Origin of the sequence: Spirosoma endbachense, assembly GCF_010233585.1 — a bacterium.
Classification (GTDB): Bacteria; Bacteroidota; Bacteroidia; order Cytophagales; family Spirosomataceae; genus Spirosoma; species Spirosoma endbachense.
In genome coordinates, this window is the sequence record NZ_CP045997.1 from 1,886,707 (window position 1) to 1,901,713 (window position 15,007).

General features: G+C 45.6%; 12 protein-coding genes. 5 read left to right on the plus strand and 7 right to left on the minus strand.

Annotated features, from left to right (window positions below; translation table 11 throughout):
* Positions 1 to 41 precede the first annotated feature (41 nt).
* The 3 genes from GJR95_RS07440 to GJR95_RS07450 all read left to right on the plus strand — a co-directional run bounded on the left by GJR95_RS07440 (position 42) and on the right by GJR95_RS07450 (position 3,574).
* Positions 42 to 1,301 (plus strand): MFS transporter, encoded by a 1,260-nt coding sequence (locus GJR95_RS07440; protein WP_162385275.1) that lies wholly within the window; start codon positions 42 to 44, stop codon positions 1,299 to 1,301.
* 346 nt (positions 1,302 to 1,647) lie between these two features.
* A complete protein-coding gene (locus tag GJR95_RS07445; RefSeq protein ID WP_162385276.1) occupies positions 1,648 to 2,103 on the plus strand; it encodes a hypothetical protein in 456 nt (151 codons plus the stop codon).
* A gap of 649 nt (positions 2,104 to 2,752) precedes the next feature.
* The gene (locus GJR95_RS07450; RefSeq protein ID WP_162385277.1) at positions 2,753 to 3,574 is read left to right on the plus strand and encodes a sensor histidine kinase; all 822 of its coding nucleotides are present in this window, start codon (positions 2,753 to 2,755) and stop codon (positions 3,572 to 3,574) included.
* 78 nt (positions 3,575 to 3,652) lie between these two features.
* Here the strand turns inward: GJR95_RS07450 and GJR95_RS07455 are convergent, their stop codons facing one another.
* The 6 genes from GJR95_RS07455 to GJR95_RS07480 all read right to left on the minus strand — a co-directional run bounded on the left by GJR95_RS07455 (position 3,653) and on the right by GJR95_RS07480 (position 9,524).
* Positions 3,653 to 4,018: a heavy-metal-associated domain-containing protein gene (locus GJR95_RS07455; RefSeq protein ID WP_162385278.1), complete on the minus strand. Its 366-nt coding sequence runs from the start codon at positions 4,016 to 4,018 to the stop codon at positions 3,653 to 3,655.
* A gap of 37 nt (positions 4,019 to 4,055) precedes the next feature.
* Positions 4,056 to 5,558, minus strand: a complete 1,503-nt coding sequence (locus GJR95_RS07460) for a hypothetical protein (protein WP_162385279.1) — start codon at positions 5,556 to 5,558, stop codon at positions 4,056 to 4,058.
* Between the two features lie 59 nt (positions 5,559 to 5,617).
* Positions 5,618 to 5,965 (minus strand): four-helix bundle copper-binding protein, encoded by a 348-nt coding sequence (locus tag GJR95_RS07465; protein WP_162385280.1) that lies wholly within the window; start codon positions 5,963 to 5,965, stop codon positions 5,618 to 5,620.
* 127 nt (positions 5,966 to 6,092) lie between these two features.
* Entirely contained in the window at positions 6,093 to 6,671 is a 579-nt protein-coding gene (locus GJR95_RS07470) for an AraC family transcriptional regulator (RefSeq protein WP_162385281.1), read from the minus strand.
* A gap of 7 nt (positions 6,672 to 6,678) precedes the next feature.
* Positions 6,679 to 8,997 (minus strand): TonB-dependent receptor, encoded by a 2,319-nt coding sequence (locus GJR95_RS07475; protein WP_162385282.1) that lies wholly within the window; start codon positions 8,995 to 8,997, stop codon positions 6,679 to 6,681.
* Positions 8,998 to 9,071: 74 nt separating this feature from the next.
* Positions 9,072 to 9,524: an HYC_CC_PP family protein gene (locus tag GJR95_RS07480; protein WP_162385283.1), complete on the minus strand. Its 453-nt coding sequence runs from the start codon at positions 9,522 to 9,524 to the stop codon at positions 9,072 to 9,074.
* A gap of 199 nt (positions 9,525 to 9,723) precedes the next feature.
* On the opposite strand from GJR95_RS07480, the gene GJR95_RS07485 reads away from it, so the two are divergent.
* A complete protein-coding gene (locus tag GJR95_RS07485) occupies positions 9,724 to 13,368 on the plus strand; it encodes a VCBS repeat-containing protein (RefSeq protein WP_162391616.1) in 3,645 nt (1,214 codons plus the stop codon).
* A 54-nt stretch (positions 13,369 to 13,422) separates the two neighbouring features.
* Here GJR95_RS07485 and GJR95_RS07490 read toward each other — a convergent pair whose 3' ends face one another.
* Complete coding sequence (locus GJR95_RS07490) at positions 13,423 to 13,932, minus strand: DUF4494 domain-containing protein (RefSeq protein ID WP_162385284.1); 510 nt, start codon at positions 13,930 to 13,932, stop codon at positions 13,423 to 13,425.
* A gap of 293 nt (positions 13,933 to 14,225) precedes the next feature.
* Between GJR95_RS07490 and GJR95_RS07495 the strand changes: the two genes are divergently transcribed.
* Positions 14,226 to 14,774, plus strand: coding sequence for a YceI family protein (locus GJR95_RS07495; RefSeq protein WP_162385285.1), 549 nt, complete (start codon positions 14,226 to 14,228; stop codon positions 14,772 to 14,774).
* Positions 14,775 to 15,007 lie beyond the last annotated feature (233 nt).

The window sequence follows — 15,007 nt, forward strand, 5'->3', positions numbered from 1 at the left end:
GCCTTTGTGGGTAACCGCAAAACCTGAAAAGACTCCTACCAATGAAGCCAATAACTACTCCTGAATCCATGACGACGAATCGCACAGTGATCAGTCAACTTCTCCAACTTCCTGTGCTGGTGGCTGCTCTGGGCTATCTGGTAGATATGTACGACCTGTTTCTGTTCAGTGTTGTGCGTGTTCCCAGCCTGAAAGCATTGGGAGTTGACGGTGACCGATTGCTAAGTGAGGGAATTTTACTGCTGAACTCCCAAATGGCGGGCTTACTAATTGGTGGAATTTTCTGGGGTATTTTGGGCGATAAACGGGGACGGCTGTCCGTTCTTTTTGGCTCAATCCTTCTTTATTCCCTGGCGAATATTGCCAACGGATTTGTTACATCGCTGGATCAGTATGCCTTATTACGGTTCGTAGCCGGTATTGGCCTCGCCGGTGAATTAGGAGCTGGCATTACATTGGTTACTGAAATTCTGCCCAAAGAAATTCGCGGCTATGGCACTACGCTTGTTGCCACAATGGGCGTATTGGGTGCCATTCTAGCCTATTTCGTTGCAGACCTGTTCGATTGGCGCATCTCTTACTACATTGGGGGCGGAATGGGTTTACTACTGCTTATTTTGCGGGTAAACGTGCTGGAATCCGGTATTTTCATTAAAACAAAACAGCGGGTATTACCCAGGGGGAACGTCGTTATGCTATTTTCGTCTCCAACCCGCTTAGCCAAGTATTTTCAGTGTATCCTGGTTGGATTACCCATTTGGTTTGTAGTTGGCATCCTGATCACGTTTTCACCGGAGTTCGGGAAAGCACTGGGTTTAAGCGAACCTGTAGTAGCAGGGAAAGCCGTTATGCTGAGTTTTTCGGGGCAGGTACTCGGCGACTTAGTAAGCGGTTTTCTGAGCCAGTACACCCAGAGTCGCAAAAAAGTGATCCGGCTGTTCATGCTGCTTTCGCTGGCATTTATGCTCGTTTATTTACTGGCTCCCGTAAGGGATACAACGCTGTTTTACGCAGTCTGTGTTTGCCTTGGTTTCGCCAATGGCTACTGGACCTTGTTTGTAACCATTGCTGCCGAACTGTTTGGAACCAACCTTCGCGCTACAGTTGCAACCACCGTTCCAAATTTTGTACGAGGGGCAACAATTCCATTAAGTGCACTTTTCATTCAGCTTAAACCCGCATTAGGAACGGTTTACAGCGCACTAACCGTTGGCCTTCTAACGCTGGCCGTGGCCCTGGTAGCACTCACCTACCTCGCCGAGACGTTTACGAAAGATCTGGATTATGTAGAAGAAGTATAATAGATGTACAAAATTTTGCATCTGCTTACAAAATTTATCATTTATAGCAAAGCACTAAACAAAAAAGGGTAATTATCTCCAGTAAATACGGGAAAAACCTCACCAATTATTAGTGGGGAATGTATGTATTTTGTCAGTACATAAAATAACTATCTCGCGTCCTTTTGTCGATCATTGTTTAAGGTTTAGTCCGAACCTGCTCCGACGGCTGTTCAAAGGCTTTGAAAAATAACTCAACCAGTAAGCAGCCAATAACTGAAATGGAGGTGATATTCAAAATATCGCCAATCTACCTGTAGAGTAAAAGAAAAACTATATACCTAATTAACCCAAATTTATTACAATTATGACTAATACATTTTGTGAAGACAATTCAAGCCAAAGAAAAGAACGCGGTGGAATATTATCAGATCCAAGCAATGCAGACAGCGCATTTGAGCATCTTTCCAGAGTAATAAACAGTTGGCAGGAGGCATTTTATTCGCCTGATTCTACATTACTTTCTGAAAAGGCATATACTAAGTTTTTTGATTTTGATAAAGAATTGATCCAGTCTATTCTGGAGCAGGATAGGTGCGTAGCCTTAAGAATATTTCCAGGCTTTGATGAAAATGGTAAAATTACGGCTGCCCTGGTTGGTATTAATGACGCTTCAGAAGAAATATTGAATACGGAATCCAACAAACGGAATTTGGGTGCTGGTGATAATGTAGCACTTCTGGCGGCAGTAGACCTTAATGCGGATAATCAAAGTATGATCGCTTGCTGTCCACGCAATGGAAAGTCCGCACTTTTTGGATAACCGCCATTTAGTCTGTTACTTATGTTAATAAAACAAGAATGGAGAAGGCTCTATTAGCCATTTATTTTTTTTCTTTAGGATTTTCTACCGCCGTCTGTTTTTTCTTCAGACGGCGGCATGAATTTCCGATCAATAGTATCTGGATTTATTTAGGACTAACTTTTCTGGTGGATGCTTATTCTGAGTATTTGTATCAGATTGGGCTAAAATTTCAATATTTATACATTATTTACGGGCCCGTTGAGTATTTTTTTATTGCTTCAGTTTACTATTATCAATTTAAAAATAGGTTAATGCGTAAAGTCATACCAATATCAATAATTATCTACGCAATTAGTAGTATTATCTATGGGCTTATCTTAAAATATGAGACACATTATTATATTTTCAATCTTCGTGGCGCATTAATAATTAGCTTATTACTTATTTATTTTAATGAACTATATAAGAGGAATGAAATTATTGATTTAAAAAATGAGCCAATATTCTGGATCAGTATTGGTAATCTTTTCTTTTGGTCAGGTACGTTTTTTATTATGGGTCTGGTGACACCTCTAAATAAGATCGACCCAAAAATTGGTACACTTCTCTTCTCAATAAATCCGATTCTAAATATCTTCTCCTATAATATGTTTATAAAAGCTATATTATGCAAACGAAAATCGATCCAATTATAACGGTCATTATTCTGGGCACGTTAATTTTTCTTGGACTTTCCGCTTTTGTGGTTTCTTTTCTATTTTTTTTCAATAAAAAACAAGCTCAGTACAGGCAGGAAAAGGCTGATTTAAAAGCTAGATATGATCGGGAAATTTTAAAATCTCAATTAGAAGTACAAAACTCCACATTACAGGAGGTCGGCCAGGAATTACATGACAATATAGGGCAATTATTATCCGTAGCTAAAATAAACTTAAGCATATTAGAAAGCCTTCCGCAAGAAGTTGAAAGTCTGGATTATATAAAACAAACTACCGACGTTATTAGCCAGTCTATCAAAGATTTACGCTCATTAACCAAAAGTCTCGACGGCGATTTTGTCCAGGATTTTGGCTTGCTGGAAAGTATAACCCATGAGCTTCTACGAATTGAGAAAACGAAACGGTTTAAAACTAGTACGCATTTAGACGGCGATGTATACAGTCTTGGGTATGACCGGGAAATTGTCTTATTCCGTATTTTTCAAGAGATTTTAAATAACGCCATCAAGCACTCCAGAGCAAACATTATACATATTGATTTATTATTCGCTCCCGAAAAATTTACACTAGCCTTTAATGATGACGGCGAAGGGTTTGATTATGAAGAAATAATGAGCCAGGAGTTATCAAAATCAGGAGCCGGACTACGAAACATTTTCCGACGTGTTGAGCTTATTGGCGGCCAGTGTATATACAAATCAGCCAAAAATCAGGGGACTCAAGTTTCTATCGAATTAGCTATCGAAACCGTACCGAGTTTATCCAGTTAAATTGGCCACATTCATTGGCATTCGTTCATAAAAAAGCCCGGCAGGATTACATGCCGGGCTTTTTTATGAACGAATATCTTATTGATGATCCATGCCACCACCCTTTTTACAGCAGCTCGGCAGTTTGTTATAACCGACTTCGTCAGCGGGCACTTCTTCGGCATTGTAACCCGTTTTACTGATGTTTGCTTTTAGTTTGGCAACATCGGTTTTGGCCGGATTATACTTGATCGTTACAACTTTCGATTTAACGTCAAGATCGGCTTCTTTAACTCCCTTTTCAAACGCCAGATTGCGCTCGATGCGTGCTTTGCACATGCCGCAGATCGCCGACGTTTTGATTTTTACTTCCTTTTCTTTGTCATCGCGCGAAGGTGCGCCAGCGAAAAGGCTGCCCACGATCATTAGCGAAGTCAGGGCGGTCAGAAACAGGTTACGCAACATACTAGTAGCTGGTTTATAGTGAATTAAAAACGAAAATTTAATTAGAATGGTGCCCGTTCATTCGGTGCATTTTATTCATTGTCATCAGGCTGGGCGTCAGACGTAGATAAATCTGTCCGGAAAGCGGTGTTTTGCCGTAAATGTTGCTTCCCAGATATTGATCTGGCATACTACCCGTCAACTGTGCACCCAGAACCAGATCAGTATTAAAATGTTGAGCAATGCGATAGTTCAGGCCAAGCGTCAGGTTATTTATTGTGTATGATGAGCCAGCACTCACGCCCTGCCCAAGCTCATCGCTATGAATACCTAACTCTTCGGCCGATTTTCGAACGTTTTCGTAGCGTCCATAAAAAGCAATCCGGTCAATCTGCAAACTACTTTCGGCCAGGTACGAATTCTCGCCCGCCCCGTCATGATTATTCCGCCCCCAGACAAATGCCGACGATACATAGCGGCCCGGCCCCAGCCCTTTACTATGCAAAACTGATGCCGTTGTACGGGTAACATTCTCTCCGGGATGGGCTTCTTCTGGATCAGTCAAAAATCCCTGCGAAAACTGCAAAGCCAATGCTGGCGATGGATTTATCGACAATCGATAGGAATAGCTGTTGAATGTTGGTTTATCGAAGTTATATCGGTTTTCGTCTGGCTCCCGCCCTTTAAACGTTGATCCTTCAATTTTTGCCCACTTGTATCGAAACCCAACCGTAGCAACACCAAATAGAATGTGAGACGCATCCTGCCAGTGGTGGCTCAACGGTGCATCCGGGTTATTGAATGACGAAATTCGGTGCATAAATGCGGGTGGCCCGAGCGCCGGTTCGCCAGGGTAACCAACGTATCCATACAGATCAATATCTTTAGTGAACGCATGACTGTAACTGACCGACAGCTCCGAAACAAGGTCGTGCGGATGCTGTTTATCGATCAGTGGCTGGCCTTTATAAGTCTCGCCCGTCTGAAAAAGCAACGGATAACCGCCATTACCGACCGTGAGCGGATCGAGTGACAACATAGCCCGCACCTGAAACAAACCTCGCTGCCCCACTTTACGCTGCGCCATGCCCATAAACCAGTTTGGGGCACCTAATTGCTGATCATGTCCTCGTCTATCGGCATTATTGACATTTTGGCTTGTATAACGCAGGTAAATGGCGTAGTGCAGCATATAACTCCACCCTTTTGGTGTCGGGTGGCTCATGTAGGCGTACATGGGCGTATTGTCAGGATGCCAGGATGTGCCTGATCCGTTCCGATTCATCGGCAAGTAGCGCGAAAGCGAATGGGTCATTCCCATAGTCGTATCCATTGTCAGGCCATGATTCATTGCCTGCATACTTTTCATGGAATCATCCATCTTCATCCCCGTATGGCCGGAATGATCCATCGGTTTAGTTGTATCAGCCTTTAAATTCCTTTCGGCAGGCTTTTTCACGGGCGTTTCCATGCCCGGCATGGTCATGCCTTCGTGATGCTGATGTTGGCCAAATACAAGGCCATTGATAAAAAACAGGGCAATTAAAATTAACTTTTTCATCAGGTTGTTGAGAGAAAATCCGGGATGGATTTTATGAAAAGAGCCATCCCGGATAAGTATCAGGCAGCCATCTGGCGACATTCTTCGGCACACTTTCGGCAAGCCTCGGCGCAGGCTTTGCAATGCGCAAAGTGGCTGGCATGTTTTTCGCACTCACCTGCACAGGCTTCGCAGGCTTCCGCACAAACCGTCATAAATGACTTCATAAATTGCGAGCCGCGGGCAGTTAAACGACCACATAACGTACAGATATCGGCACAGTCACGGCAAAGTTTAATGCAAGCCGTCATATCGTGCCCTTTGCTGTCGGTATCACCCGCTTCGATGCAGGCAGTGGCGCATTCTTCGCAGGCTTTGGCACAATCGAAACAGGTATCAACGTGCGAGGTCATTGTCATGTTTTCCATGATAGTAGGTAAGTTTGACTAGTTCTGACCACCATTGGTCTGACAAAGTAACAAGCCTAAGCGCGTTCGGTTTTTATATAATTACGGACGAGTTTTACAAGTAGCCATGCGCACAAATCCCGTTCGCTCATTCGCTTTTAAGCACAGAATCCAGGCTTCGCCGTTCTACCAGAGCTCCCTTCCGAAACTGTCCCGGCGTTTGCCCGGTCACTTGCCGAAATTGGTTCGACAGGTGTTGTACGCTACTGTATCCCAATCGCCAGGCAATTTCGCTCAATGTCAACTCGTCGTATCGCAGCCACTCTTTTACTTTCTCAATTTTCAGCGCAATAATGTATTTCTCGACCGTATGAGCTTCACTTGCCGAAAACAACCCGCTGAGGTATGAGTATTCGTAGCCGAGTTTACGTTCCAGAAAAGTCGAATAGTTTTCCGTTGGTAGTCGATCTCCTTTCAGGTGCTGGATTTCATTGATCAGAAGCACTTTCATGTGTTCGACGAGCAGTTGCTTCCGGTCGTCGACCAGATCAAACCCGTTGGCCTGCAACGTCTGTCGAACTGTATCAAGCGTAACAGCTGACGGGAAAGTCGTGACATCTACTTCGCCAAGTTCAACCCGACTAACAGTCAGGCCAAGCTTTTCAAGCTCTTCGCGCACGACCCGTTTACAACGATCGCACACCATATTTCGGATGGTCAGTGTCATAGTCTTTTTAGTGCTGAGGTTTGAAACGAAAACCTGTGTATACCATTTGACCCGTGATTGGGCCCCATACCTGGGCTCCGGCATCGAAGCTGGGGCCGAATGGATCATTTGGGGCAACGATCGGGTTCTGTTGCCGAAAGCCCGTCAGGTTTTCGCCACCCAGATAGATTTCCCATCCACTCCGAAATGCCCGACTAACCTGTGCGTTGAGGTTGTAGAAACCAGGTGCAAATTCAACCGGCATGTTTTGATACGTGGTATGGACATAGCCTTCGCGCAGATAAGGAATCCGCCGGGGTCCATTCCATTGGAGCGTTGCATCAAATTTCCATTTGTCGAACGGCAATGCATAACCTGCATTCAGCAAAACCCGATCGCGACTAACCATCATTTTGGGAAGCAGCCGCTCCTCGCCAAATGGCCCGCCCATACTTTGCTTAACATCGAACAATCGGTAAGCCGCTTTTACCTCAAAGCGTTTGGCCGGCTGCACGTTCAGTTCTGCCTGAAAACTGTTGGCAAAAGAAGCCCCCTGAAGGTTGTAGAAATACAATTCGCGGGGATGCTCAATGTCCACGATCAACTGATTCAGGAAATTTGTCCGATGATAATCTACCGTTAATGAGGCCTTTTTGCTGAAGATCAAAAAATCGTTGGTAAGGCTAAGCCCGTAATTCCACGATACTTCGGGGCGAAGTTGCTCCTTCAAAAAAACAGCCCTTGAACTCACCAGGTAACCGAAGTTTTCGGCAAATGGATTCGGCACCCGGAATCCGCGCCCAGCCGATGCCCGCAGACTGAGATTGTCGGTCAGGTTATATTTCAGATGAAGCCGGGGTGTAAACTGCGTGCCGTAGAGATTGTGAAAATCGACCCGGCCACCAGCCACCAGGGTCAGTTTTTCCGGATAGATGTAGGTATACTCAGCAAATGCCCCCGGTACTGATTCTGTTCGGGCGGTATTAATCGTTTTGTAATTTTCGCGGTAATCATCAAGCAGATAGCTAAGCCCGGCTTTAATACTATGATTGGTATTGTCGATGATCGTCTGATAAATCAGATTAGCATATACTGTTTGCTGCCGACCGTCATAAGGCGCAAATCCAAATCGGGCTGTCTGCTCATGATGGACACCATTCAAGATCAATCCAAGACCTTTATACGGTTTATCGGGATAGAGTTTAGCCGTTTTCGAAAAGAATTCCAGACGTTTTGTCGTATTTAAAAAGCTATAGCGGGGAGATGCGCTGCTCTGGCTCTCAAACCTTGACAACTGCCCGCCATCGCGATCTTCATAAAGTGCTTTAACCCCAAATTGGGCCATAAACCGGTCGCCATTATACTTAAAGCGATTAATGAGGTTAAACTGCGTATAGAGCGGTAGATCGCGAAAACCATCGTTATTCTGATCAATTTCAGTACGGAGCGTGCTGGCATGACCTAAAACACCTACACTCCACTTTGGCACAGCGGGTTGTGACTGTACCTGATTTCGGCCTTTTCGATTAGCCAGTAGTGGCTTCGACCAGTTAACGTTACCTTCAAATCGACCAAAACTGTTGACATAGCCATTCAGAAACAAGGTTTGCTTGTCATCAGGTTTTTGCAACTCGACATTCATCTGGCCACTCATCGACTCATAACCATTGACGACTGAACCAGCTCCTTTCCCAACATCAATACTGGTGATCCAGGTGCCAGGGATGTAATTAAGGCCGAAAGTCGTAGCCAGTCCACGCACAGTCGGAATATTCTCAACATTCGTCTGCACGTATTGTCCGCCCAATCCCAGAAACTGAATCTGTTTGGCGCCGGTAACGGCATCACTATACGAGACACTCACCGATGCGTTGGTCTCGAAACTTTCCGACAAGTTGCAACAGGCGGCTTTCGCCAGTGTCCGTTGTGTAAGTAGTTCTGTCTGAATTGGATTAATGCGATCGATCTGACCGGGAGCCCCCGAAACGGTTACCTCCTGCAATGTCCGTTCAGACCGGAGTGTAATAACTACTTCTGAGGCTATATTCGTTACCGTAAGTGTATCGGATTGGTAGCCTACATAACTGGCAATCAGTTGCCTGACAGTAGGATGAAGAGTGAGTTGAAACCGACCAATCGAGTCGGTCACCGTACCGTTTGTTGTACCTGCCCAACGTACGGTTGCTCCGGCAAGCGGCACGCGCCTGTTATTGACGGTTTCGTTGATAATCCCCCGAACAGCCGTTTCCTGGACAGGAACAGTAGGTAATTTGGTTGCAATGGAATCAGATTGCGCTAGTACTGGCGACGCAGCCAGCATAGCCATCCATAAAAAAAGGAGTTTCATGAGTTCGTTGATTGATGGATAAACACGATACGCCAGTGTCGGAAAGACACCGGAAATGTGCATTCATCAACGAATCAAATAAGGAGACTATGAGCGCGGGTCAGAATATCGCGTCCGGACGGGGAAGGGGGATCATTGGTAACGTTAACCGCAACGGATGCACTTCTGTCGAAAACCCAATCGGCAATCCAAGCAAGCATCACCGTAACCCCCGCCAGAATTGACTCGGTTATATTCTTGACGAACTTGGCAACGAGTTGGCTCAGTGACGATGTAACGTCAACATTCTCATAGCGCTGATCATCCTGGCAGCATTCCGATTTTTTAATAATCCTCTGATCCGACTTGCCCGACTGTTTATGGTCGGCACAGCCTGATGTTGATTTGGCATCGCTAAAGACAACGACCATTGTCTTCTTTTTGCCCCGCATCTGGCACGTATGTTCCACCAAACCAAAGCCAGTACTGCTGAGCAGTATGACACAGGCCATAAATAGGTTTAGTAGCTGGAACAGAGTGCGTTTCATAAGTGGGTCAAAAGTAAAAACGGTTACTTACAAAAACAAACGTGCCTTGTAAAACTTCATAATTATATAAGTCCGTTTTAGAATTGTGTAAGCCATGAGTTAGTAAACGGTCAATGGCCCTCCAATAATTTATGAAATATCTTCCTGTAATCGTATTTTTGTTTCCACCTGAATCTAATTAAGTAACTGTCCTTAACTCATTGTGAGAACTCTTTCTCTGTTTCTAGTAGTTGGCCTTACGTTTTTGTTAACGGCCTGTGATAAGCCACTCTTTTCGTTACTGCCCGCCAGCGAAACGGGTATTACCTTCTCTAACCGTATCACCGAAAACGATACGATGAATATTATTGACTTCGAATATGTCTATAATGGAGGAGGTACGGCAATTGGTGACTTCAACAATGATGGATTAGCCGATCTGTTTTTTACGGGTAATCAGGTTGCAAATCGCTTATATATTAACAAGGGAAATTTCAAATTTGAGGATATTACTCAGAAAGCGGGCGTAACCGGCAATGGAAAGTGGTGTTCGGGAACGGCACTGGTCGATATCAACAACGACGGCTGGCTGGATATCTACGTCGGGGCAACAGTCAGCAAAATAGCCGCCAAACGCGAAAATATGCTGTTCGTCAATCAGGGAGCCAAGCCGGGGCAATCGCCCGTATTTCGCGAAATGGCGAAAGAATACGGTATTGCCGACGATGGTCATACCACGAATGCGGCTTTCTTTGACTACGATAACGATGGCGACCTCGACCTTTACGTGCTGACGAATACCATCGAGAACAATCCCAATGCCTACCGCGACAGAATCGTGGACGGCTCCTCTCCTACCACCGACCGGCTCTACCGAAATGACCCTAACCCGACGCTGGGTCATCCGGTTTTCACGAATGTCTCCAAACAGGAAGGTATTCTAAGCGAAGGGTATGGGCTTGGACTCAACATAACCGATATAAATCGGGACGGGTGGAAAGACGTTTACGTAACGAATGATTACCTGACCGACGATCTGCTGTATATCAATAACCACAATGGAAGTAATCGCCATACAGGGTTTACCGATCAGGCGGCACAGTATTTTAAGCATACCAGTGGTGCAGCCATGGGTAACGATGTTGCCGATATTAACAATGATGGCCTGGCAGATATTGTAGCGGTTGATATGCTTCCGCGCGACAACAACCGCAAGAAAATGCTCATGGGGGCCAATAATTACCAGACCTACCTCAACAACGAGCAATTTAAACATACGTATCAGTTCACCAGAAATACGCTTCAGTTGAATCAGGGAACGGCACCTACCGCATCGGGCAAGCATCCCGTGTTTAGCGATATTGGCCTTTTCAGCGACGTTGCTGAAACGGACTGGAGCTGGGCGCCCAACCTGATTGACTTCGATCACGACGGCTATCGGGATCTTCTGGTTACGAACGGTTTCCCAAAAGATGTGACTGACCGCGATTTCGGCTCATTCCGGGAGCAAAGCGAGCGAGTCGCTACGAAGTCGTTCATGCTTGCCCAGATTCCGGTCATTAAAATCAGCAATTTCGCCTTTCGGAACAAGGGCGATCTGACTTTTGAAGATGTAACGGAAAAATGGGGCCTCAAACTACCGTCTTTCTCTAACGGGGCCGCTTATGGCGATCTGGACAACGACGGTGACGTTGACTACGTGGTTAACAACATCAATGATTCGGCCTTTGTGTATCGGAATAATCTCGTCGAAAATAAGGTCGATAAATCGAATTATCTGCGTATAAAGTTTATCGGCGAAGCGCAGAACCGGAATGGATTAGGTGCCATTGTCGAGATTTACTATGACAAAAAACCGTCTACCGGATTTAAACAACAGGTCTATGAGCACAGTCCTTACCGCGGCTACCTGTCTACTGTAGAAGCCGTTGCCCATTTTGGTCTTGGCGACGTTTCGACCATAGACGAGGTGCATATCATCTGGCCCGGTCTCAATGGTGCTCCGCAAAAACAGCAGATCTTACGTAATGTAACGACGAATCAGGTACTGACCGTCGATGTACGCAATGCCCACGAATCCATTCAGCCGAAACCTGAGCCAACGAGTCTGTTTATGGAGGTAACCGATTCGATGAAGATAACCTATCAGCATTACGAACCCGAATACATCGATTTCAACGTTCAGAAGTTACTGCCACACAAGCTTTCTCAGTTTGCCCCTGCCGTATCGGTCGGTGATGTCAACGGCGACGGATTAGATGATATGTTCATTGGTGGTTCACGCATGAACAAAGGCCATTTTCTCCTGCAAACCGCCACCGGTTCATTCATTGAAAAAGACCTGTTGCCCGAAGCAGCCGTTGCTGTTGCGACGGTTGGTGGCCTGGCCAATGCCAAAGACAAGCCAGAAGAAGACATGGGAACGTTGCTCTTCGATGCCGACCAGGATGGCGACCTCGATCTTTATGTGGCCAGTGGCAGCATTGAAGGAAACGCAAATACACCAACTTTTCAGGATAGGCTCTACATAAACGACGGGAAAGGAACCTTTGCACTCGACCGAAACGCGCTGCCAATCTGTACGATAAGCAAATCCTGCGTCAAGGCAGTTGATTTCGACCGCGATGGCGATCTTGATTTATTTGTTGGTGGACGCGTCGAACCGGATCACTACCCAAAGCCGGTTTCGAGCTTTGTCTTCCGTAATGACTCCAGACCGGGTCAGGCGAAATTTACGGACGTGACCAAAACCGTTGCGCCTGCTTTACAGGATCTGGGCCTGGTCTGCGATGCCCTCTGGACCGACTACAACAACGACGGCTGGCCCGACCTGATGCTGGCCGGAGAATTCATGCCACTCACACTGCTTAAGAACCAACAGGGAAAACTGCAACCCGTTGACTGTAAGCTCCAGAATCAAAAAGGCTGGTGGAATTCACTCGTATCAGGTGATTTTGACCAGGATGGAGACATGGATTACATTGCGGGTAACCTTGGCAAGAACGCTCGTATGCGTGCCAGTGATCAGGAACCCGTTCGCCTGTATGCTGGCGATTTCGACAATAATGGCTTTTATGATGCCATTCCGACCATTTTTATTCCGGATGAAAACGGTAAAAGCCGTGAGTTTACCTTCCATGGACGCGATGATCTGATTAAACAGATGATTGCCATGCGAAAGCGTTTTCCGCTCTACAAAGACTTTACTCAGGCCAGTATCGATAAGCTTTTGACGCCCGAAGAACGTGAGAAAGCACTGGTTCTTGAAGCGAATTACCTACAATCTGCCTATGTTGAAAATAAGGGCGATGGAACCTTTGCCTTACATGCCCTGCCTACGCCAGCCCAGTTAGCACCTATTTTTGGCATGGTGGCCGATGATGTTGACCGCGACGGAAATCTGGATGTGATGCTGGTTGGCAACGACTTTAGTGGTGAAGTGATGATGGGTCGTTACGATGCCCTGAACGGCTTATGGCTTCGGGGCGATGGGAAAGGTGGGTTTACCGCTCAGTCTATTGCAGCAAGCGGATTTTATGTTCCCGGAAACGCGAAAGGGCTTGCCCAGTTGGCCAGTGCCGACGGCCATGAGCTTCTGGTGAGTACGCAAAACCGGGGCAGATTATGTGTATTCCGAAATTCGAAATCCGTCCCATCCGTTCGCCTGCGGCCAACCGATGTCTCTGCCTTGCTGACATTTACGGATGGCAAAAAACAGAAGGTCGAATTTAGTTATGGAAACTCCTTTCTGTCCCAATCATCCCGAACGCTCCTACTCGACCCTCAGGTAAAAGTCGTAGAAATAACCGACTCACAGGGACACAAACGACAGGAACTCAATCAGGTCAATCTGGTGGGGCGTTAATAAAAAAGGGAGCTAACCGCTGGCGGTTAGCTCCCTTTTTTATGATTTCAGGCATTATTCGGCCGCTTCAATAACTTCGCTCAGCGGTCGTAGATTACGCTTCTCTTCCTCGTTATACGGGAAAATTTCCAGAATCTTCGTTGTATTGACGTCCGTAATTTCGAACGGATCAAGAGCGGTTTTCAGGCTAAGCTCTACACGCTCGTAGGCCTCCTTAGGCGTCTCGGCGTTCACCAGCATTATACTTGGCGTCTTTTTCTGTTTCCCCGTTTTTTCGTCGTCGGTGATAAACATCGCCTTCACTTTGTACCAGATTTCGCCCCCATCTTCGTGATGAAAAACATCAGCGAGTTTCATACGGGAGATATTGGTAATTTCAAAGTCGGGCGTGTTAGCTGCAATCTCCTGATAGAGCCGACCTTCGGCATCCGTATAGCTGACGGCATCGACCAGATAAGCTTCCGTAACCGTTTTTTGCTTGATAAACTCTTCGTTCCGCGATCCCACATTCGAGTCGTCAATGGGTTGCTGATAACGGATTTTTCCGAGGAACCAGTTGGGCATTTTTTAATGATTTAATACACAAATAAAACAAAAATCAATAGGCAAAAGTGCCTAAAAAATGCCCAACTACCATAGAAAACGACGGTTATAAACTAAGATTTTTCGATTCTGAACTAACTTTCTCAGCGCTCCCATCGAAGCGCCAGCAAGCTTAACCAGCTATGCCAACCAGACAACTTCAGTAGCTTCACAAAAAATTAATCTAAAGCATGAAACATTTTTTACGGATTAAATGTATATACATTAAATGCACTTACAAGCATTATCAAACCGATAAAAAAACACGAAGTATCATGGAAACTCAAGCAATCACCGCCACAACCTGGGTTATTGACCCGATGCACTCAGAAGTACAATTCAAAGTAAAACACCTGATGGTTTCGACCGTAACTGGCCTATTCAGTCAGTTTGATGGTCAATTAGAAATGGTTGGCGATGATTTTGACGATTCAAAAATTACCTTCTCAGCCGATATTAGCAGCATCAGCACAGGTAACGAACAACGGGACGGTCACCTGAAATCAGCTGACTTTTTCGATGCAGAACAATTCCCGAAACTGACCTTTACGTCAACTCAGTTCAAGCAAACGGGCGACGATACTTACGATCTCATTGGTGACCTGACCTTACATGGCGTTACTAAAACTGTAAAACTGAAAGCCGAATATGGTGGTCAGATGCAGGATTTCTACGGCCAGACCAAAGCAGGTTTTGAAGTAACCGGCACCATTAAGCGTAAAGAATTTGGCTTAACCTGGGACGGCGTTACGGAAGCTGGTGGCGTAGTTGTCAGCGATGATGTACGGCTCGTCTTAAACATTCAGGTTACCAAACAAGCGTAATCAGACCATCCATTAGTTGATAGGCTGAAGGCTCAAATAATGGATTAATCTACCCTATTTCTTCGCCCTCCTGACGTATTGAATGCCACAAATGCCCTACAATGGCCGATTCTTTTCGAATTGGATCATTGTAGGGCTCTTTTTTATACCATACGAACTTAATTTGGCAATGATTTTGATCAAGTACTGTTTGGCTACTAACAGCAATCATTAAATTCAGGTGATCTCATTAT

Coding starts and splice junctions, on each gene's coding strand:
- GJR95_RS07490 (WP_162385284.1), bottom strand. CDS start 13,932: ATGCCCAACTGGTTCCTCGGAAAAATCCGTTATCAGCAACCCATTGAC.
- GJR95_RS07455 (WP_162385278.1), bottom strand. CDS start 4,018: ATGTTGCGTAACCTGTTTCTGACCGCCCTGACTTCGCTAATGATCGTG.
- GJR95_RS07460 (WP_162385279.1), bottom strand. CDS start 5,558: ATGAAAAAGTTAATTTTAATTGCCCTGTTTTTTATCAATGGCCTTGTA.
- GJR95_RS07440 (WP_162385275.1), top strand. CDS start 42: ATGAAGCCAATAACTACTCCTGAATCCATGACGACGAATCGCACAGTG.
- GJR95_RS07495 (WP_162385285.1), top strand. CDS start 14,226: ATGGAAACTCAAGCAATCACCGCCACAACCTGGGTTATTGACCCGATG.
- GJR95_RS07480 (WP_162385283.1), bottom strand. CDS start 9,524: ATGAAACGCACTCTGTTCCAGCTACTAAACCTATTTATGGCCTGTGTC.
- GJR95_RS07470 (WP_162385281.1), bottom strand. CDS start 6,671: ATGACACTGACCATCCGAAATATGGTGTGCGATCGTTGTAAACGGGTC.
- GJR95_RS07450 (WP_162385277.1), top strand. CDS start 2,753: ATGCAAACGAAAATCGATCCAATTATAACGGTCATTATTCTGGGCACG.
- GJR95_RS07465 (WP_162385280.1), bottom strand. CDS start 5,965: ATGGAAAACATGACAATGACCTCGCACGTTGATACCTGTTTCGATTGT.
- GJR95_RS07445 (WP_162385276.1), top strand. CDS start 1,648: ATGACTAATACATTTTGTGAAGACAATTCAAGCCAAAGAAAAGAACGC.
- GJR95_RS07475 (WP_162385282.1), bottom strand. CDS start 8,997: ATGAAACTCCTTTTTTTATGGATGGCTATGCTGGCTGCGTCGCCAGTA.